The sequence below is a fragment of the Actinospineispora acaciae DSM 45401 genome (assembly GCF_000620785.1).
GTDB classification, from domain to species: Bacteria; Actinomycetota; Actinomycetes; order Mycobacteriales; family Pseudonocardiaceae; genus Pseudonocardia; species Pseudonocardia acaciae.
The window spans coordinates 1-17,913 of the sequence record NZ_JIAI01000004.1; the positions used below are offsets into that span (position 1 = coordinate 1).

At 70.3% G+C, this 17,913-nt stretch carries 18 protein-coding genes and 2 pseudogenes; 9 read left to right on the forward strand and 11 right to left on the reverse strand.

Annotated features, from left to right (window positions below; translation table 11 throughout):
• Positions 1-82: 82 nt before the first annotated feature.
• Positions 83-739 (forward strand): TetR/AcrR family transcriptional regulator, encoded by a 657-nt coding sequence (locus N912_RS0120065; protein ID WP_028923818.1) that lies wholly within the window; start codon positions 83-85, stop codon positions 737-739.
• Positions 740-772: 33 nt separating this feature from the next.
• Here N912_RS0120065 and N912_RS0120070 read toward each other — a convergent pair whose 3' ends face one another.
• The 8 genes from N912_RS0120070 to N912_RS0120105 all read right to left on the reverse strand — a co-directional run bounded on the left by N912_RS0120070 (position 773) and on the right by N912_RS0120105 (position 8,492).
• Positions 773-1,600, reverse strand: coding sequence for an SAM-dependent methyltransferase (locus N912_RS0120070; protein WP_342670868.1), 828 nt, complete (start codon positions 1,598-1,600; stop codon positions 773-775).
• 85 nt (positions 1,601-1,685) lie between these two features.
• On the reverse strand, positions 1,686-2,693 hold the full coding sequence (locus tag N912_RS0120075; RefSeq protein ID WP_037065875.1) for a zinc-dependent alcohol dehydrogenase: 1,008 nt from the start codon (positions 2,691-2,693) through the stop codon (positions 1,686-1,688).
• Positions 2,690-3,184, reverse strand: coding sequence for a hypothetical protein (locus tag N912_RS53250; RefSeq protein WP_156993802.1), 495 nt, complete (start codon positions 3,182-3,184; stop codon positions 2,690-2,692). Before N912_RS53250 ends, N912_RS0120075 begins: the two co-directional genes overlap by 4 nt.
• Positions 3,181-4,248 (reverse strand): aldose epimerase family protein, encoded by a 1,068-nt coding sequence (locus N912_RS0120085; protein ID WP_245645355.1) that lies wholly within the window; start codon positions 4,246-4,248, stop codon positions 3,181-3,183. Before N912_RS0120085 ends, N912_RS53250 begins: the two co-directional genes overlap by 4 nt.
• Positions 4,249-4,398: 150 nt before the next feature.
• On the reverse strand, positions 4,399-5,166 hold the full coding sequence (locus N912_RS0120090; protein WP_028923822.1) for an ATP-binding cassette domain-containing protein: 768 nt from the start codon (positions 5,164-5,166) through the stop codon (positions 4,399-4,401).
• Complete coding sequence (locus tag N912_RS0120095; RefSeq protein WP_037065747.1) at positions 5,163-6,137, reverse strand: ABC transporter permease; 975 nt, start codon at positions 6,135-6,137, stop codon at positions 5,163-5,165. Before N912_RS0120095 ends, N912_RS0120090 begins: the two co-directional genes overlap by 4 nt.
• A gap of 3 nt (positions 6,138-6,140) precedes the next feature.
• On the reverse strand, positions 6,141-7,229 hold the full coding sequence (locus tag N912_RS0120100) for a substrate-binding domain-containing protein (RefSeq protein ID WP_028923824.1): 1,089 nt from the start codon (positions 7,227-7,229) through the stop codon (positions 6,141-6,143).
• A gap of 99 nt (positions 7,230-7,328) precedes the next feature.
• The gene (locus N912_RS0120105) at positions 7,329-8,492 is read right to left on the reverse strand and encodes a mandelate racemase/muconate lactonizing enzyme family protein (RefSeq protein ID WP_028923825.1); all 1,164 of its coding nucleotides are present in this window, start codon (positions 8,490-8,492) and stop codon (positions 7,329-7,331) included.
• Between the two features lie 96 nt (positions 8,493-8,588).
• Here N912_RS0120105 and N912_RS0120110 point away from each other — a divergent pair, with 96 nt between their 5' ends.
• Positions 8,589-9,278: a FadR/GntR family transcriptional regulator gene (locus tag N912_RS0120110; protein WP_064745333.1), complete on the forward strand. Its 690-nt coding sequence runs from the start codon at positions 8,589-8,591 to the stop codon at positions 9,276-9,278.
• Positions 9,279-9,476: 198 nt separating this feature from the next.
• Positions 9,477-10,262, forward strand: a complete 786-nt coding sequence (locus N912_RS0120115) for a methyltransferase domain-containing protein (protein ID WP_028923827.1) — start codon at positions 9,477-9,479, stop codon at positions 10,260-10,262.
• Positions 10,263-10,487: 225 nt separating this feature from the next.
• On the opposite strand, the gene N912_RS53255 is transcribed toward N912_RS0120115, so the two are convergent.
• From N912_RS53255 to N912_RS67025, 3 genes are all read right to left on the reverse strand, one after another.
• A complete protein-coding gene (locus N912_RS53255) occupies positions 10,488-11,729 on the reverse strand; it encodes an ankyrin repeat domain-containing protein (protein WP_211261314.1) in 1,242 nt (413 codons plus the stop codon).
• Positions 11,698-11,961 carry a hypothetical protein gene (locus tag N912_RS65190; RefSeq protein WP_211261315.1) on the reverse strand — a complete coding sequence of 88 codons (264 nt, stop codon included), beginning with the start codon at positions 11,959-11,961 and terminating at the stop codon, positions 11,698-11,700. The genes N912_RS53255 and N912_RS65190 overlap by 32 nt, the downstream gene beginning before the upstream one ends.
• A gap of 136 nt (positions 11,962-12,097) precedes the next feature.
• Positions 12,098-12,289 (reverse strand): nitrilase-related carbon-nitrogen hydrolase, encoded by a 192-nt coding sequence (locus N912_RS67025; protein WP_156993905.1) that lies wholly within the window; start codon positions 12,287-12,289, stop codon positions 12,098-12,100.
• Positions 12,290-12,430: 141 nt separating this feature from the next.
• On the opposite strand from N912_RS67025, the pseudogene N912_RS67030 reads away from it, so the two are divergent.
• The 6 genes and pseudogenes from N912_RS67030 to N912_RS0120150 all read left to right on the forward strand — a co-directional run.
• Positions 12,431-12,583: pseudogene (locus N912_RS67030) on the forward strand (universal stress protein); the annotation flags it as partial.
• A gap of 259 nt (positions 12,584-12,842) precedes the next feature.
• A pseudogene (locus N912_RS60525) lies at positions 12,843-13,178 on the forward strand (MarR family winged helix-turn-helix transcriptional regulator); the annotation flags it as partial.
• A 114-nt stretch (positions 13,179-13,292) separates the two neighbouring features.
• Entirely contained in the window at positions 13,293-13,892 is a 600-nt protein-coding gene (locus N912_RS53265; protein ID WP_051580492.1) for an LLM class oxidoreductase, read from the forward strand.
• Positions 13,893-14,038: 146 nt separating this feature from the next.
• Positions 14,039-14,614: a hypothetical protein gene (locus N912_RS65195; protein WP_028923829.1), complete on the forward strand. Its 576-nt coding sequence runs from the start codon at positions 14,039-14,041 to the stop codon at positions 14,612-14,614.
• 12 nt (positions 14,615-14,626) lie between these two features.
• Positions 14,627-17,059, forward strand: coding sequence for a formate dehydrogenase-N subunit alpha (gene fdnG, locus N912_RS0120145; protein WP_084211046.1), 2,433 nt, complete (start codon positions 14,627-14,629; stop codon positions 17,057-17,059).
• Positions 17,059-17,913, forward strand: coding sequence for a formate dehydrogenase accessory protein FdhE domain-containing protein (locus N912_RS0120150; RefSeq protein ID WP_028923831.1), 855 nt, complete (start codon positions 17,059-17,061; stop codon positions 17,911-17,913). Before fdnG ends, N912_RS0120150 begins: the two co-directional genes overlap by 1 nt.

Here is a 17,913-nt window from a genome sequence, read left to right on the forward strand (position 1 = left end):
TACGCTTCAGTACATGTGAACGCAACAGTTCAGTCCAGATGAACTGGACGGGACAGTTCAGCGGGTTGGTAGCATGCGGGGCATGGCCGAACCACCCCGGCGCACGCCCACCGGCGAGCGCGCCGACCTCAAGCGCCGGGCCATCGTCGACGCCGCCCGCGAGGTGTTCCTCACCCGCGGCTACGAAGCCGGCATCGACCTCATCGCCCAGCGCGCCGACGTGTCCAAGGTGACGATCTACAACCACTTCGGGAGCAAGCGAGAGCTGTTCCTCGCGGTGATCCACGACGCCCTCGAAGACGCGCTCCAGCAACCGAAGTCGGCCCTGGAAAAGAGCCTGGCGGAGTCCAGCGACATGCGCGAGATCCTCATGCGGGCGGCGCGAGGATGGGTGACCGGAATGGCGCAGCCACAGGTACTTGCGCTACGCACCCTCGTCGCCAGCGAGGTGGAGCGATTCCCCGAGCTCGGCCAGGCATGGAAGGCCAACGGCCCCGGCCCAACGTCCGCCATCCTCGTCGAGGAGTTCCGCGCACGCATCGACGCCGGCGAGCTCGACATCCCCGACATCGACCTGGCACTGGTCCAGCTCTACGCACTCGTCCTCTACCCACACTTCGCCCACCTCGCATACGGCGAACGAATCAACAAAAACCGCGCCAACGAGCTCATCGACCGCGGCGTGGACATGTTCCTCACCTACTACTCGGCCAAAACTGTGTCGCAACCCAACTGCTGAGCGACAGCCAGGCAGAGAACCGGCTTCGGTGCACTATGGCTTGCGAGCGACCCCGCCGTGGGCATCGATCTCCTGTACGGTGCCCACCTCCGCCAGGTTCGGCCGCCAGCGGGTGACCGGCACCAAGCCGGGCTCCACCAGCTCCCAGCCGTCGAAGATCCGCTCCAGGTCCTCGGGCGTGCGCAGGTGGTACGCCACCGCCCCGGTCTCGGCGTAGCTCTCGCTGGCCCGGCGCTTGGCCTCGCCGGCGTCGGTGTCGTCCCACAACGCCAGATAGCTGCCGGACGGAACGGCCGCCGTCAGCCTGTCGACGATCGAACGCAGCTCGCCGAACTCGGCGACGTGGCCGAGCACGCCCATGAACATCACGGCGATCGGCTTGGTGAAGTTCAGCACGTTGCGGGCGCCATCGATGATCGACTCTGGGTCGTGCAGGTCCGCGTCCAGGTACGTGGTGACGCCCTCCGGGGTGGTGTTGACCAGCAACGCGCGAGCATGGGCCAACACCAGCGGATCGTTGTCCACGTAGACGACCCGCGCATCGGGCGCCACCGCCTGAGCGACCTCGTGGGTGTTCTGCATGGTGGGCAAACCGGTGCCGATGTCCAGGAACTGCCGCACCCCGGCCTCGGCGGCCAGGAAGCGCACAACCCTGATCAAGAACTGCCGTGACTGCTGCGCCATGGTCACGATGCCCGGGTTCAGCGCCACCCAGTCGTCACCGGCCGCGCGGTCCACCGGATAGTTGTCCTTGCCCCCCAACCAGTAGTTCCACACCCGCGCCGAATGCGGCACATCCGCGTCGACCTTGAATCTCGGCCTGCCCGCGGGACTGCTGTCCGCCACTCCACCCTCCAGCACTACCGGCTACTCCATCGAGTGCCCATTCAAGTCGCACGTTCGCACCGACGCATCACGACCCCGGCGGGCGCCGGGACCGCGACGGTCATGGTCGCAGCAGTACCTTGACCGCGCCCGCGTGTTCGTCCGCGAGCAGGGCGAACGCCTCACCGACCCGGTCGAGCGGCAGCTCGTGGCTGACGATCAGGCCGGGGTCCAAGGCGCCGGCCGCGAACGCGCGCACCGCGTGCGACCAGGCGCGAGACGGCGCGCCGAACACCGTGTGGACGGTGACCGCGCCCTGCACCAGGTCGGCGGCGGACAACGGCCGGTCGTCCGAGGCCGGTAGCCCGGTGAGGACCACCCGGCCACCGCGCCGCGCCAGGGCCACCGCCAGCCGCGCCGCGCCCGGCGCCCCGGCCGCCTCCAGCACCAGGTCGAACCGGCCCGGCTCGGCAGCCGCCCGGTCGGGGGTGAGCACCGCGCTCGCCCCGCACCGCCGCGCCAGCCCGGCGCGAGCCGCGCGCGGCTCCACCACCGTCAGCTCGCCCGGATGACAGGCCCGCAGCAGCTGGGTGGCCAGCAGGCCCAGGGTGCCGCCGCCGACCACGGCCACCGCCTCGCCCGGCACCGGCGCCGCCTTGAGGCAGGCCGCCGCGACACACGCGGCCGGCTCCAGCCCGGCGGCGGCGCGCAGGTCGGTCCCGTCGGGCAGCACGTGCAGCAGCCGGGCCGGAACCGTCAGGTAGTCCGCCCAGGCACCGGGCAGCGTGAACCCCGACTCCTCGTATCCGGCCTGGCACAGGTTGGTCTCACCGCGACGGCACGCGTCGCAGCGCTGGCAGGAGCGGAAGTTCTCCCCCACCACCGGCCGGCCCACCAGCCCGGCGTCCACGCCCGCGCCCACCGAGGCCACCGTGCCCGACCACTCATGCCCCGGCACCACCGGATACCTCACCAGCTCGGCCGGGCGCCCGCCGGCCAGCACCTCCCGGTCGGACCCGCAGATGCCGGCCCAGGCGATCCGCACCAACGCCTCGCCGGCCCCCGGCGGCGCGGGCTCGGCCGGGCCCACCCGCAACCGGGTCGGCCCCTCGATGTACACCGCCCTCATGGAGACTGGGCCGGCACCGGCACCGCCGTGTCCAGCACCCCGATGTCGGTGACCAGGACGCTGCGGATACCGGCGTCGGCGGACCGCTCGATGTCGGCAAGGCACGCCACGAGCTGCTCGGTGCCGTGCGCCTGCGCGCCCAGTGCGCCAGCCCCGGACGCCACCGCCGCGGCGGAGGTGCCCCATCCCGCCAGCGGCCGGGCGAACAGGCTCACCTCGATCGACCGGATCGCCGCCGTATGGACCATGGCGGACAGCTCGTCGTCGGTCAGCAGCATCCCGCCGCTACCCTGCGAGACGCGGTGCACCGGCACGCCCCGCGCGTCGGCCTCGACGAGGACCTCGGACAGCACCTCGGGCCCCTCCACGCTCGGGATCTCCACCCGATACTGCGCGCCGTCCGGGAACCGCTTCTCGCTGGACGGCACCGCATCGCCGTCCGAGGCCGCCAGCCCGCTGGAGGCCAGGAACTCCCGGATGTTCCGCATCATCCGACGCCGAGCTGGAACACGGTCGTCTGGTGATAGGTCTGGCCCGGGTTCAGCGTGGTGCTGGGGAACTCCGGGTGGTTGGGCGAGTCCGGGAAGTGCTGGGTCTCCAGCGCCAGCCCGGCGCCCTGCCGGTAGGCGTGGCCGCCGGTTCCGATGATCGTTCCGTCGAGGAAGTTCCCGGAGTAGAACTGGATTCCGGGCTCGGTGGTGAGCACGGTGAGCGTCCGCCCGGTCGAGGGGTCCTCCACCTTGGCGGCCTGCGCCAGCGAGGTGTCGTCTCCGCGGTTGATCGCCCAGTTCAGGTCGTAGCCCTGGCCGGTCAGCAGCTGCGGGTCGTTCGCGGTGATCCGGGCGCCGATCGCGGTCGGGGCGGTGAAGTCCATCGGCGTGCCCTTGACCGGGGCGAGCTGGCCGGTGGGGATCTGGGTCGAGTCGGTCGGGGTGTAGCGGTCGGCGTTGAGGGTCAGCCGGTGGTCGTAGATGCCCAGGGCGGACTCGCCGGCGAGGTTCCAGTAGCTGTGGTTGGTCAGGTTCACCACCGTCGGCGCGTCGGTGCTCGCCTGGTAGTCGATGTTCAGCCGGTTGGTCTGGTCGAGGGTGTAGGTGACCGTCGCCGTGAGCGCACCCGGATAGCCCATCTCCCCTGAAGGACTGACGTACTGCAGCTTCAGTCCGACCGTGTCGCCGCCCTGTTGCGGGGTGGCCTGCCACACCTTCTGGTCGAACCCCGCGGTGCCGCCGTGCAGGCTGTTGCCGTTGTTGTTCACCGGCAGCTGGTGGGCGGTGCCGTTGAGGGTGAAGGCGCCTTTGGCGATCCGGTTGGCGTAGCGGCCGATGATCGCGCCGAAGTAGGGGTTGCCCTTCTTCTTGGCGATGTCGAGATAGCCGTCCAGGGTGGCGAACCCGAGCACCACGTTGTCGACGTGGCCTCGGCGGTCGGGCACCTCCAGCGACTGGATGGTGCCGCCGTAGGTCAGGATCCGCACCGTCATGCCACGGCCGTTGGACAGCGTGTAGCGGCTCACCGCGGCGCCGTCCACCTGACCGAACGGCTCACTGGTCACGGTCGGCGCCTGGTTGGCAGCCGCGGAACTGGCTCCCGCCGAGGGCGGGGCGGGCGGCGTGCTCGTTGCGGTGCCGCCGCACGCTGTGAGGCCGACGATGCCGGCTATCGCTATCACTCTGACAAGCAGGATGCCGCGCATGGGCTCTCCTCAGTCGTGGTTGAGGCGGTATTCGGCGTGCACGAGCTCGAGCAGTTCGGCGACGGAGGTGTCCTTGGACGGTTTGTCGAAGGTGATCTCGCCGTGTTGGAGCAGGTTGACGCGGTCGCAGACGTCGACGATCTGGCCGTAGTTGTGCGCGATCAGGATGATGGCGATGTCGCCGCGCGCCTTGAGCTGTTGGAGCAGGCGCAGGATCAGCCCGCCCTCCTTGGCCCCCATCGCGGCCAGCGGCTCGTCCAGCAGCAGCAGCTTGGCCTCGGAGTGCACCGAGCGGGCCACCGCGATGGCCTGGCGCTGCCCGCCGGAGAGCTGGCCGACCTGCGCGGTCACCGACGGGATGTTGATGCCGATCGCGTCCAGCGCCTCGCGGGCGCGGCGCTTCATCTCCCGGCGGCGCAGGAACGGCAGCGGCGCGTGCACCAGCTCCTTGTTCAGGTGCAGGTTCAGGTAGACCGGCAGCTCGTTGACCATCGCCAGGTCCTGGAACACCGTCTCGATGCCCAGCGACCGCGCGTGCGTGACCGACCGCAGCACCACCGGTTCACCCTCGAAGAACAGCTCACCGCCGTCCGGCCGGTGGAAACCGGTCAGGATCTTGATCAAGGTGGACTTGCCGGCGCCGTTGTCGCCGATCAGGCCGAGGATCTCGCCTCGGCGCACCGACAGGTTCACGTCGCGCAGCGCGCTCACCGGGCCGAACCCCTTGCTGAGGTGCTCGGCCCGAACGACCTCGTCTGCTCTGATGTCGCTGCTCATAGGGCGCTCATCCGCTTGCGCAGCACCGTCAGGTACACGTTGATCAGCATCGCGACCAGGATCGCGATCCCCAGCACCACCGGGAACGCGCTGGCGTTGACCCCGGTCAGGTTGAACCCGTCGTACACGATCCCCAGCAACAGCGCCCCCAGGAACGCCCCGACCACCGTGCCCGACCCGCCAAGCAGCGCGGTGCCCCCGATCACCGCGGCGGCCACCGCGAAGAACATCGTGTTGAACCCGCCGTTGGTCGGGTCGTACGAGCCCACCCTGGTGCCCTGCAACACCCCGGCGAACCCGGCCAGCGTGCTGGTCAACGCGAAGTTGACCACCTTGACCGTGCCGGTGCGGATGCCCGACTCCGCCGCGCCGACCGGGTTGCCGCCGGTGGCCTGGGTGTACACGCCGAACCTCGTGGTGGACAGCACCACCTGCATCACCGCGACGATGAGCAACGCCCAGCCGAACTCGCTCCACGGCGCCTGCCCGATCCAGGTGGCCAGGCCTTCGCCGGTGGGCGCGGCGACCGGCGAGCCCCCGGAGATCACCAGCGAGATGCCCTGCAGCAGGAACGCCATGCCGAGCGTGGTGATGAACGCCGGCAGCCCGAACAGGGTGCGGATCAGCCCGTTGGCCGTCCCGATGAACGCGCAGACCACCAGGGAGCCGACCAGCGCGAGCAGCAGCGGCGCGCCCGCGTCGTAGAACAGGATCAGCACGAACGGCGACAGGGTGAACACGAACCCGGCGGACAGGTCGATCTCGCCGCAGATCAGCAGCATCACCTCGCCCGCGGCCACGATCGCCCACGGCGCCACGTACTGCGCGATCGTGTGGTAGTTGTCCACGGTGTTGAAGCCCACGCTGGTGGTGAGGCTGAAGTAGATCCCGGCGGCCACCGTCACCAGCAGGATGCTCAGCTCCTTGACCCGCACCGAGCCGGCCAGCAGCGCGCCCACGTTGTTCGGCATGCGCTAGCGGGTCAGCGCGGTCGCGGGCGGCAGCGGGATCGCCGAGGGCATCGGCACCATCGCCGCGTTCGGCCCGCCCTCGAACTTGCTGTTGGCCGACTGGTACGGGCCGACGTTCTCCTTGGTCACGAACGTGAGCCCGGTGTCGGTCACCGGCGGCGTCACCAGCGTGCCGGACAGCCGGTACATGTACATGTACAGCACCGGCAGGAACCCCTGCAGGTACGCGGACTGGTCGATGGTGAAGTCCAGCGCGCCCGAGCCGACGCCCTTGATCGTGTCCGCCAGCGTGTCGTACCCGCCGGCGTGCACCTTGCCCTGCAGGTTCCGGCTGGTGATCAGCTGCGCGATGGACGCGGTGCTGCCGGCGTCGACCGCGTAGATCCCCTTCGCGCCGGGGTTGCCGGTGTACGCGGCGGTGATCGCGTTCAGCTCGGCGGCCTGCTCGGCCCCGGTGTTCACCGACCTGACGGTCACCCCCGGCGCGGCCTGCTTGAGCGCGTCGGTGATGCCGTCCAGCCGGGGTTGCACGTTGTTGCCGCCCGGCTGTGAGATCCCCACCAGGATGTCCCCGGACGTCACATCGCGAGCGATCCGCTGCCCCATCAGGAACCCCGACCGGTACAGGTCCTGCCCCACATACGTCAGCGGGAAGTTGTTCGCCGCCGTGGCGTTGTAGGCGATCACCGGGATGCCCTTGGCCAACGCCCGCTTGGTCGGCTCGACGAACGCGTTGTCGTCGGTCAACGCCACCGCGATGCCGTCGGCATTGCTGGTGATCGCGGTGTTGAACGCGTTGGCCATCTCCGAGACGTTGCCGTCCTGCGAGCCCGTCCACTGCGGCGCCGGCAACCCCAACAACGCCGCCGCATCCGCCAGACCGGTCCGGGTCGGCACGAAGAACGAGTTCGTCGTCACGTGGTTGACGAACACGAACCGCCACGGCGGCGTCGCCGGAAAACCGCCCGCCCCCTTACCCTCCGAACCCTGGCGCCCGCCGCCGCACGCGGCCAGCAGCGCGCCCACACCGACCGCGCCACCGCCGGCGCCGACCAGCCTCAGCGCCGCCCTTCGGGAGTAATCACTCGTCACCGTTGACGTCATCACAGACCACGCATCCATCTCGGCGGGAACAACATCGACCCAAGCCCATCCTGCGTGCACGAATGATTCAATGATTCGCCCAAACCGTCAAGCCCCGCGGTCGCCCCTGGACTGGCGCTGCTCCCAGCCCTCCACGAACAGGTTGAAGTTCACCGCCTCGCGCGGGTGTCGGGCGAGTTGCTCGCGGTCCAGCTCGACCCCCAGGCCCGGGCGGTCGGGCAGCGGGAAGTACCCGTCGACGACCTCGGGAAGGCCCGGCGCGCACCGCTTCACGAACGGGTCGGCGAAGTCGTTGAAGTGCTCCTGGATCTTGAAGTTCACCGTGGTCGCGGCCAGGTGCAGGTTCGCCGCCGTGGAGATCGGCCCGCCCACGTTGTGCGGCGCCATCAGCAGGTAGTGGGCCTCCGCCTCGCCGGCCAGCTTCTTGGCCTCCCACAGCCCCCCGGAGTGGGTGATGTCGGTCTGGATGATGTCGGCGGCCCGCAGCTCGAACAGCTCCCGGTAGTCGAAACGGGTGTGCATGCGCTCGCCGGTGGCGATCGGGATCTCGGTGTGGGCGGCGACCTTGGCCAGCGCCTTGAGGTTCTCCGGCGGCACCGGCTCCTCGATCCAGGACGGGCGGTAGGGCACCAGCAGGTTCGCGATGCGGATCGCCGTCGCCGGGCTGAACCGCCCGTGCATCTCGATGAGCAGCTCCACGTCGGGGCCCACCGCGTCGCGGACCGCCTTGACCAGCGCGAGCGACCGGGCGGTCTCCTCGGCGTCCAGCTCGAACATGCCGGCGCCGAACGGGTCCAGCTTCAACGCGCGATAGCCCCGCCGCACCACCTCGGTGGCCGCCGCGTGGAACTCCTCGGGCGTGCGCTCGACCCGGTACCAGCCGTTCGCGTACGCCTTGACCCGATCCCGCACCGCGCCGCCGAGCAGCCGGTACACCGGCAGCCCGAGCGCCTTGCCGATGATGTCCCAGCAGGCGATCTCGACCACCGCCAGCGCGGACATCGCGATCTCGCCGGCCCTGGCGTAGTCGTGGCGCGTCATCCGATGCACCAGGCCCTCGATCTCGAACGGGTCCGCGCCGAGCAGGTGGTTCGGCAACGCCTCGGCCAGGTATCCCAGCAGCGCGTCGGTGTGGTTGAGCATCCGCGCCTCGCCAAGGCCGCTGATGCCCTCGTCGGTCAGCACCTCGACGATCGTCAGGTTCCGCCACGGCGTACCCAGCACGTGCGTGCTCAATCCGGTGATCCGCATGAGCGGTCCTTCCGCCTGTTTGACATTATTGATGAATCATTTGATGATTCGCATGTGAACAGTACGCGGCCCGGGCCCCTCGGACGGCATCGCACCATGCACGGCAGGGTCGTGGAGCTACTGGGTCGCCGGATCGTCTCCGGCGAGTTCCCGCACGGCAGCCAGCTCCCCAACGAGACCGACCTCGCCGCCCAGCTCGACGTCAGCCGGGGCGGGATCCGCGAAGCGGTCAAGGCACTCGCCGCCAAGGGCCTGGTCGAGCCAAGGCCCCGGCTGGGCACCCGGGTACTGGCCCGCGACCACTGGAACCTGATGGACCGCGAGGTCATCGACTGGCACGGCCAGATCGGACCCCCGGGCTTCCTGGACGACCTGCTCGAGCTGCGGCTCATGGTCGAACCCGGCGCCGCCCGGCTCGCCGCCGAGCGCGCCACCGACGAACATCTCGCCGCGCTCGACTCCGCCTACGCCCGCATGGCCGAGCACGCCCCCACGCTGCCCGACGGCGCCGAGACCTTCGTCCAGGCCGACCTGACCTTCCACCTCACCCTGCTGCGGGCCACCGACAACCAACTGATCCAACAGCTCGGCCGGCTGCTGCAAACCAGCCTCCATCACGGCCTGGAGGCCAGCTCACACGCACCGGGCGGCGTCGCGGCCACCCTCCCGCTGCACCACGCCGTCCTCGAGGCCATCCGCGCCCACCGCCCCACCGCCGCACACCGCGCCAGCACCCGACTGATCGAAACCACCCAAGCCGCGGTCCGACACATGGCAGAGAAGTGACACGCAGACCCTGTTCGAGGCGGCGACCAGAGCGGCCCGAGGCTTCGCCCCCATCACCAGTAACGACGTTACAGAGGACTGGCGACGCTCCCCTCGGACGGCGTTGATAAGCATCACGTGAACGCCGACCCGCCGTAACCCTGACACCCGCCCACGGATGCCAGGCCGTGGACAAGCAACGCCTTAGTGTGTTGTGTCATGACCACGCTGCGATTCGATGAGCGCGGTGCGCGGCGGACCGAGCGGATGTACGCGAGCCCCGATGTGGTGGCGCAGCGGGAACAGGTGCTGTCGCTGCTCGCACCGCAGCCCGGAGAGCGGGTGCTCGACGTTGGATCGGGGCCGGGCTATCTGGTGGCCTCCCTTGCCGAGGCGGTAGGCCCGGGCGGAACGGTGCACGGCCTTGACCCGAGCCCGGCGATGAACGCGCTCGCCGCCGCCCGCACCCGAGAGCTGCCGTGGGCGCACATCGACGAGGGCGACGCGGTCGCGCTGCCCTACGCCAACGGCACGTTCGACGCGGCCGTGTCCACCCAGGTCTACGAGTACGTCACCGACGTCGCGGGGGCGCTCGGCGAGCTGCGGCGGGTGCTGCGGCCCGATGGGCGCGCCTTGATCCTGGACACCGACTGGGACTCGCTGGTGTGGCATACGGCCGACCGGGAGCTGCACCGGCGCGTCGTGGCGGCGTGGGAGGAGCACCTCGTACACCCTCGGCTGCCCCGGACGCTGGCCGGGCTGCTGCGCCGAGCCGGTTTCCACGTCACCGGGCAGCGGGTGCACGTGATCTTCAACCCTCGGCTGACGGACGACTCGTTCAGCGCCGGCATGATGACGGCCATCGCCCGGTTCGTCGTCGGTCGACAGGGCCTGACCGAGGCCGATGCCTCGGCATGGCTCGCCGACCTCCGCGCGCGCGGCGACGAAGGCGACTACCTGTACAGCGTCAACCGCTACGTATTCCAGGCCACTACGAGCAAGTAAACGCCTCCGCATCGGTCTGCATCTCAGATGAACTGCTTCGGGGTACGACACGGTTCGTGCCGACCCTCGGCCGCGTCCGCTGTCGGCGCGGAAAGGTCACCGTGCTGGCCCCCAGGGTTCGCCGTTGGTCTCGTAGGCCGGCCGCCGGTCGGGTGTCGCTTGTCGAGTCTCGCTGATGACCGCTGAGGCTCGCCGCATGTGGGACCCCCTTGTCGCGCTGACGTCTCATGACAGGCGAGGGGTGTGCGAGGCCAGGTATTCCACCACTTCGCGCTGTTCGTTGTACTCCGCCCAGCCCGACGGGGTGGCCCGGTGCTCGGCGTCCTCGGCGTCCGGATCGGCGCCCAACTCAAGCAGCGCTCGCACCATCGGCAGGTCACCGCGCCAGGCCGCCTCGTGCAGCGGGGTACGCGCGCCGGCCGGGTTCACCGCGAAGCCCAACGAGGCCAGCAACCGGACCGCGTCCAGCCTGCCCAGCTCGGCCGCCCGACAGACCAATGCCGGGTGCGCGGCCACCGCTCGCTCGGTCAGCGAGGGGTCGTCGGCGAGCAGCCGGGTGGCCCCGTCCCGGTCGCCGCGCATGCACCGGGCGACGAACTCCAGCATCGGATCACCTGCCCGCGCCCCGGCCTCGCGCAACAGCCCTGCGACCTCCATGTTGCCCGACAGCATGGCCAGCTCGTACGCGTCCCAGCCTGCCGTGATCGGGTGCTCGGTGCCCAGGCCGTGCACGTCCACCCCGGCCGTCAGCAGCAGCCGCACCCGGTTCGGCAGGCCCTCGGCGGCCGCGTGCAGCAGCGCGTCCTGCAACAGCTTCGCCGGGGTCGGGTGCATCGGCCCCATCCGCTGGTGCCACGGCCCGCCGGAGCCCCGGCCCAGCCCGTGCGCGAGCAGCAGCTCCAGCCAGTCGTTGCGGTCCTCACCGGGGCCGGCGAACGCGCGGTTATACAGCGCCTGGCTGTCGTTGGCGTCCGCGCCGGCCTCCAGCAGCAGCCGGGTCAGGGCCAGCTCATGTTGGTGCGGCGGCTGGTCGCTCTCCCCGCCGCCGAGCGCACCGGTCAGCGCGGTGAACGGGGACGGCAATCCCTCCCACAGGTAGCCGGCGTTCGGGTCGGCGCCGTTCACCAGCAGCAACCGGGCCACCCCCAGCGTGTCCTGGCCCGGGCCGTCCAGCCGCGAGTAGGCCAGGTAGAGCAGCGGCGGCCAGTCGAAAGGGCCGCCCTCCGCGTTGGCCAGCGACGGGTCATCCGCCAGCGCGACCGCGGCCGCCGCCACCTCGCCGACCGCGGCCATGGTGTGGATGTTCGCGGTGGCCAGCTCGGGGTTGGTGGCGAGCAGCCGCCGCGCCTCGTCCAGGCGGGCCGGGGTGTCCTCGTCGGCGTAGGTCAGGCAGGCCAGCCGGAGCAGTCGGTCCGGGCCGGCCTCGTGGACGGGTTCACGGTGCGGCGCGCGCGTGTAGCGGCCCACCTGGATCAGGTGCTCGGTCAGCCGTGGCCAGCTGAGGAAACCGTAGGAGCGGGCCCAGCGCCAGCTGCGCGTCCGCACGGGACAGCTCGGCGAGCGCCACGTCCCTGGGGTGGAACTCGCGGACCAGCGAGCCCGCCTCCGGGTCACCGGCGCGCGCCCCGCGGTGCAGCTGTTTGGCCTGTTTGCGCAGGTTTTCCAGGTTCGGGTCACTGGGCAGGCGACGGGCAGGCACGACGGCCTCCTTTCCGGCTTGCCTGGTGTTCGCATGATCAGGCAGGAGAAGGAGGTCGGTACACAGGTATCGCGCATGCAACAGGTGGGCTGAGCCCTTCCCGCGAACCGGCGGCGCCCCGTGCGCCGCCACCATGCTAGCCGGGTGGATCTGTCGCCAACCACGGGGTTCCGGTGAGAATGATCTCCGCGCCCCGCACCGTCAGCACCCGCGCCGACTCCGGGAACTCCCTGTCGCAGCAGATCATCATGCCGACCCTGACCGGCCCGTTGCGGGTGTCCAACTCGACAACGCCGAAGCCGTCACCGGGCACCAGCGCCGCCTCCATACCGAAGTCGCAGGTGTGCACCTTCGAGTAGTGCGCCCGCGCGCTCGAGCACCACCGCGCGCTCGGCTTCGAGGTGCAACCGCACGACGACGGCCAGGAGTACGGCTCCGCCGACGAAACCCACGTACGCCCGGGCGCGAGGTGCTCGATGCCGGACCAGCGCAGCACCTTTCCGGCGTCCGACGCGGCGACCCCGCTGGTGAACTGGCCAAGGCGGCGCAGGAGAGCAACGCGCTGCTCATCGTGCTCGGCAGCCGAGGCGGCGGGCTCGCCGCGAGGGTCACGCGCTGGATCAGGCCGTCGGTGACGCGTCGAGCGATCCGGTGCCAGCACAGGCCCGTCCTCGTGGTACCCGCCTCAACGAGATCAGACCACCACGGCAGGCCCGTGTCGAAACGGCTGGCTCGACGGTTCTCGAACTCGGGGTGGAGCGCGGCTATGACCGAATGCCAGGCGACCGACCTGCTGCACACCCTGACCGCGGCCCAGAACCAGCTGACCGACCAGCTCAGCTCCGTGCTGGCAAAAGCAACGCAGTTCCCTCGAAGAATGGTGGGTGCTCTCCACGCTCGCCGACGGCGCGGGCCACACGATGAGCGAGATAGCCAGGGCCGTGCTCATGCCCGCCTCAACCCTCACCAAGCTGGTCAACGCAATGGTGATGCGCAAGCTCGCCTACCGCCGACCAGACCGCACCGACCGACGCAAGATCGTGATCCACCTGTCCGCCCGAGGCCGCGCCACCTACGACCGCCTTCACCAGACCCTCGACGCATCCACCGACCACATCGACACCGGACCCCTCTACACCCTCTACCGGGAACTAGCCCACTGGCTCGATGCCGAACACCCGCGCCGCATTCGCCCTTCGTCGCCGCACTCCACATAACCAACAACCACACCGCTCACCTTGCGGGTCGGACCGAATGTGCGACCCGTTCATGTTCGGCCACCTGGTGGATACCGGTTCACCCCCTGACAGCGCCTCGCTACGGTGAGGCGCATGGAGCCCCAGGTGGGTGAGGTCACCGCGACGGTGAGCGTCGGGGTGCTGCTCGCGCCGCCTCCGGAGGAGCTGGGTGGGTGGCTGGCCGACGCGGCGGCATTCGACAGCGCCGGCGCCGACGCGATCTGGGTGGACCTCCCCTCGGGCACGGGGCTCGATCCGCTTGCGGTGACGGCGGCGTTGGCGAGCCTGACGTTCCGGTCCCTGCTGGTGGCGGCCCTGCCGAGGTCCCCGGGCGGTTGGCGTGCCGACACGCTCGCCACGATCGCGCGGCTGAGCCACGGGCGCCTTGCACTGTGCGGCGAACCCTCGGCGTTCGCCGATCTCACCGAAGGCGACGAGGGCCGGCCCGACCTGGCGCTGTTCCGCCGGCTCGACGACGGGGTCTTCGAGCGTGCCTCGGCGGGCGGCACACCGGAACGCTGGATGCGGACCGCGTCGCCGGAGGGTCGAGCGGCCTGGCGGGTGGCGTTGGCCGAGGCCGCCGAACGCGGGGTCGGTGGGCTACTCGTACCCGCCGGGCCTCGGTTGCTGGATATCTTGCGCAACCCGGACGCACGGGGCGACCGAAGTGATCTTCAGCTCGCCCAAGGTTAGCCTTTCCAAATAAAATCGTTCCTCACGTTATTCACTCAATGCCCCTGACCAGGGCATTGACTCCTACAGCACACGATGGGAACAATTCAATACCCTGGTCGCCCGTTGGGGTGTGAGCGGGCGGTCGCCTGGCGAGGAGGCCAGCCGTGGATATCACCCGACGTGAGTTCCTGGGCGGGACGGTTGTGAGCGGGCTCGGGGCTTCGGCCCTGGGTTTCGACGTCGTCCGGGCGAGGATGGTCAAGCAGCGGTTGCGCATCGAGGGTGCCACGGTGTCGCACTCGGTCTGCCCCTACTGCGCGGTCGGTTGTGCGCTGCTGGCCTACACCCGCAAGACCGGGGACGGCAAGGTCGAGCTGCTCCAGATCGAGGGCAATCCGGACAGCCCGGTCAACGAGGGCAGGCTGTGCCCGAAGGGCGCGACGGCGCTGCAGCTGGCCGTGTCCAGCCGGCGGGTGACGAGCCCGCGCTACCGCGCGGCCGGGGCGAGCGAGTGGAAGGACGTGTCCTGGGACTTCGCCCTGGACAAGCTTGCGCAGAACATCAAGGCATCGCGGGACCGCACGTTCGTCGCCACCGACGCCGGCGGGAACACGGTGAACCGTTGCGAAGGCATCGCGTTCGCCGGCGGGGCGGCGTTCAGCTCCGAGGAGGGCTATTTCGCCACCAAGGTCATGCGCGGGCTCGGCCTGATCCACCTGGAGCAGCAGGCCCGCGTTTGACACGGCCCCACGGTGGTCAGTTTGGCCGCCACCTTTGGCCGAGGCGCCATGACGAACCACTGGCGCGACATCAGGCACGCCGACGTGATCTTGATCAATGGTGCCAACCCCGCCGAGGCCCACCCGGTCGGCTTCCAGTGGTTCATGCGGGCGAAGCTGGACCGCGGTGCGAAGATCATCCATGCTGACCCCCGGTTCACCCGCACCTCGGCGGTCGCCGACACGCACCTACGGATCCGGACCGGCACCGACGTCGCCTACTTCGGCGGCCTGATCAACTACGTGCTCCAGAACCGGCTCTACCACGACGAGTACGTGCGCTACGCGACCAACGCCGGGCTGGTGGTGAAGGAGGGCTACGCCTTCACCGACGGCATGTTCAACGGGTACGACCCGGCCAAGCGGAGCTACGACACCACGGCGTGGGCCTACGAGACGGGCCCCGACGGGTTCGCCGTGGTGGACATCGACCACCCCCGCTCGGTGCTCAACCTGATGCGAGCGCATTACGGCCGCTACACCCCGGAGATGGTGGAGCGGATCACCGGCATCCCGCGCGAGCAGTTCCTCGGGGTGGCCCGGACCGTCGGCGAGACCGGGCGGCCGGACAAGGTGATGACGATCGTGTACGCGGTCGGCCTGACCCACCACACCACCGGCGTGCAGCTCATCCGGTCGGGCGCGCTGCTGCAACTGCTGCTGGGCAACATCGGCAGGCCGGGCGGTGGCATGAACGCCGAGCGCGGCCACGCCAACATCCAGGGCAACACCGACCACGCGATCTCCTGGGAGATCCTGCCCGGCTACCTGAAGATCCCGGCGCCCGGCCAGCGCAACCTGAACGACTACGTGGCGCAGAGCGCGACCACGCCGCTGCGCCCGAACTCGCAGAACTTCTTCGGCGCGAACTACCGCAAGTTCATGGTCAGCCTGCTCAAGGCCTGGTACGGCGACGCCGCGCGCCCGGACAACGAGTTCGCCTTCCACCACATCCCCAAGCCGGCCTCGAACTCGTCCTGGATCTCGATCTTCGACGCGGCGCTGCGGGGCAAGATGGAGGGGCTCCTGCTGTCCGGGATGACGGCCACCAGCATCGGCCCCGACTCCAACCAGGTCCTCCAGGCGCTGTCCAACCTCAAGTGGCTGTGCGTGATGGACGCCTACCCGACCACGAGCTCGGAGTTCTGGCGCGCCCCGGGGATCGACCCGGGACGCGTCCAGACCGAGGTGTTCATGCTGCCGGCCACGCACTGGATCGAGAAGGACGGGTCGTTCACCAACAGCGGCCGCTGGGCGCAGTGGAAGGACCAGGTGCTCCCGCCGGAAGGGGACAGCCGGCACGACCACTGGATCCTCGCCGACCTCTTCGCCAGGGTGCGCCGCCTCTATGCCCAGCAGGGCGGCAAGTACCCGGATCCGATCATGGAGCTGACCCTGCCGTACCGGGACCCGACCAAGCCCGAGCTGGACGAGCTCGCCCAGGAGATCAACGGCCGGGACCTCGCCACCGGCAAGCGCCTGGACACCTTCGCCGCGCTCCGCGACGACGGCGGCACCATCGCCGGCGACTGGATCTACACCGGCCACTACCCGGAGAGCGGCAACCTGACCAGACGCCGCGACGGGGTGCAGGACCCGAAGCGCAACGACCCGACCGGGATGGGCTTCTACCCCAACTGGGCCTGGAGCTGGCCGCTGAACCGGCGCATTCTCTACAACCGGGCATCCGCCGACACCCAGGGCCGGCCGTGGGACCCGACCCGGGCCGGCATCGGCTGGAACGCCGCCGCCGGCAGGTGGGTCGGCGACGTGCCCGACTACCCACCCACCGCCAACCCCGCCGATCCCGCCTCCCCGCTGCCGTTCATCATGACCGGGGAAGGCACCGGCCGGCTGTTCAGCAACTCGGTGGCGGACGGGCCGTTCCCCGAGCACTACGAGCCGATCGAGTCACCGGTCGGCAACCCGCTGCACCCGGCGGTGGCGACCACGCCGGCGGCATTCCTCTACGACAAGCAGGCCGGGCGCCCCGACCGGTTCGGCACCCCGGCGGAGTTCCCGTACGTGGCCACCAGCTACCGGCTCACCGAGCACGAGCACTACATCACCCAGCAGGTGGACCAGCTCGTCCAGCTCCAACCCGAGGCCTTCGTCGAGGTCCCCGCCGCGCTGGCCAGGGAGAAGGGGATCACCAGCGGCGACCTGGTGCGGGTCTCGTCCAAGCGCGGCAAGCTCGAGGTGCGCGCGGTGGTGACCAAACGTCTCGGGCCCCTGCGGGTGGACGGGCAGCGCATCTACCAGATCGGCATCCCGATCCACTGGGGCTTCGTCGGCATCCGGACCGGACAGCACTGGCTGGCCAACGCGCTCACCCCGTTCGTCGGCGACGCCAGCTCCCGCACGCCCGAGTTCAAGGCCTTCCTCGTCAACATCGAGAAGATCTGATGTCCGGCGCGCGGACCGTGACCAGCCCGTGGGCGGACCACCGCCGCAGGGCCGCGGCGCTGCGCGAACGCCACGAACACGCCGCCGAGATGCTCACCCTGTACCTCGCGCTGCTGGACGTCTGGGAGCAGGCATGGCCTCGGACGCGAGCCGATCCTCCGGCCGCCGACGAGCTCGCCGGGTGGGCCGAGGAGCACGTGCTGCCGCACGCCGTCGAGGCCACCGAGCGACACGGCCCCCCGCTGCTGGTGGAGGGCGTGCGCGAGCTGCTCGACCGAGCCGCGACCGGGCGGGTGCTGCGCGGCTGGCTCGCCGGTGAGGACCTGACGCCGGTCGAGAGGTATCTGGCCCGCGCGGTCCTGCGCGGCCCACTGGAGACGATCGACGCCGGCGCCGCGTGCGCCCGCGACCCCGCCCCCCGGAACGAGCGGAGCTGCCCGCGCTGCGCCGGCCCGCCACAGCTGTCCTTGCGCGCCGACGCCAAGGACGGACTCGTCGCGGGCCGACGGCGGCTGGCCTGCGCCCGCTGCGGAACCACCTGGGCCTACTCCGCCAGCAGCTGTGCCTGCTGCGGCGAGACCGACGGTGCGCGGCGCACCATCTTCGCCGAGCACCACGACGGGCCGAAGGTGGGGCGCGGCAACGGCCACGTCCCCCCGGGCTCCGACCCGCCGCTGTTCCCCCACCTACGCATCGAAGCGTGCCAGGGCTGCTCGCGGTATCTGATCGACATCGACGCCGGCATCGACCCCCTGGCCGTGGCCGAGGTCGACGAGCTCACCGCGCTGCCGCTCGACCTCTACGCGGCCGAGCGGGGCCTGACGAAGATCACACCCAACCTGATGGGGTTCTGA

What these genes read in the sequence shown, in the direction of transcription:
- N912_RS0120105 (WP_028923825.1), bottom strand. Translation starts at nt 8,492, where the DNA reads ATGCGGATCACCGGATTGAGCACGCACGTGCTGGGTACGCCGTGGCGG.
- N912_RS0120115 (WP_028923827.1), top strand. Translation starts at nt 9,477, where the DNA reads ATGACCACGCTGCGATTCGATGAGCGCGGTGCGCGGCGGACCGAGCGG.
- N912_RS0120110 (WP_064745333.1), top strand. Translation starts at nt 8,589, where the DNA reads ATGCACGGCAGGGTCGTGGAGCTACTGGGTCGCCGGATCGTCTCCGGC.
- N912_RS67025 (WP_156993905.1), bottom strand. Translation starts at nt 12,289, where the DNA reads ATGGAGGCGGCGCTGGTGCCCGGTGACGGCTTCGGCGTTGTCGAGTTG.
- N912_RS53265 (WP_051580492.1), top strand. Translation starts at nt 13,293, where the DNA reads ATGGAGCCCCAGGTGGGTGAGGTCACCGCGACGGTGAGCGTCGGGGTG.
- N912_RS0120090 (WP_028923822.1), bottom strand. Translation starts at nt 5,166, where the DNA reads ATGAGCAGCGACATCAGAGCAGACGAGGTCGTTCGGGCCGAGCACCTC.
- N912_RS0120150 (WP_028923831.1), top strand. Translation starts at nt 17,059, where the DNA reads ATGTCCGGCGCGCGGACCGTGACCAGCCCGTGGGCGGACCACCGCCGC.
- N912_RS53250 (WP_156993802.1), bottom strand. Translation starts at nt 3,184, where the DNA reads ATGATGCGGAACATCCGGGAGTTCCTGGCCTCCAGCGGGCTGGCGGCC.
- N912_RS0120075 (WP_037065875.1), bottom strand. Translation starts at nt 2,693, where the DNA reads ATGAGGGCGGTGTACATCGAGGGGCCGACCCGGTTGCGGGTGGGCCCG.
- N912_RS0120095 (WP_037065747.1), bottom strand. Translation starts at nt 6,137, where the DNA reads ATGCCGAACAACGTGGGCGCGCTGCTGGCCGGCTCGGTGCGGGTCAAG.
- N912_RS0120065 (WP_028923818.1), top strand. Translation starts at nt 83, where the DNA reads ATGGCCGAACCACCCCGGCGCACGCCCACCGGCGAGCGCGCCGACCTC.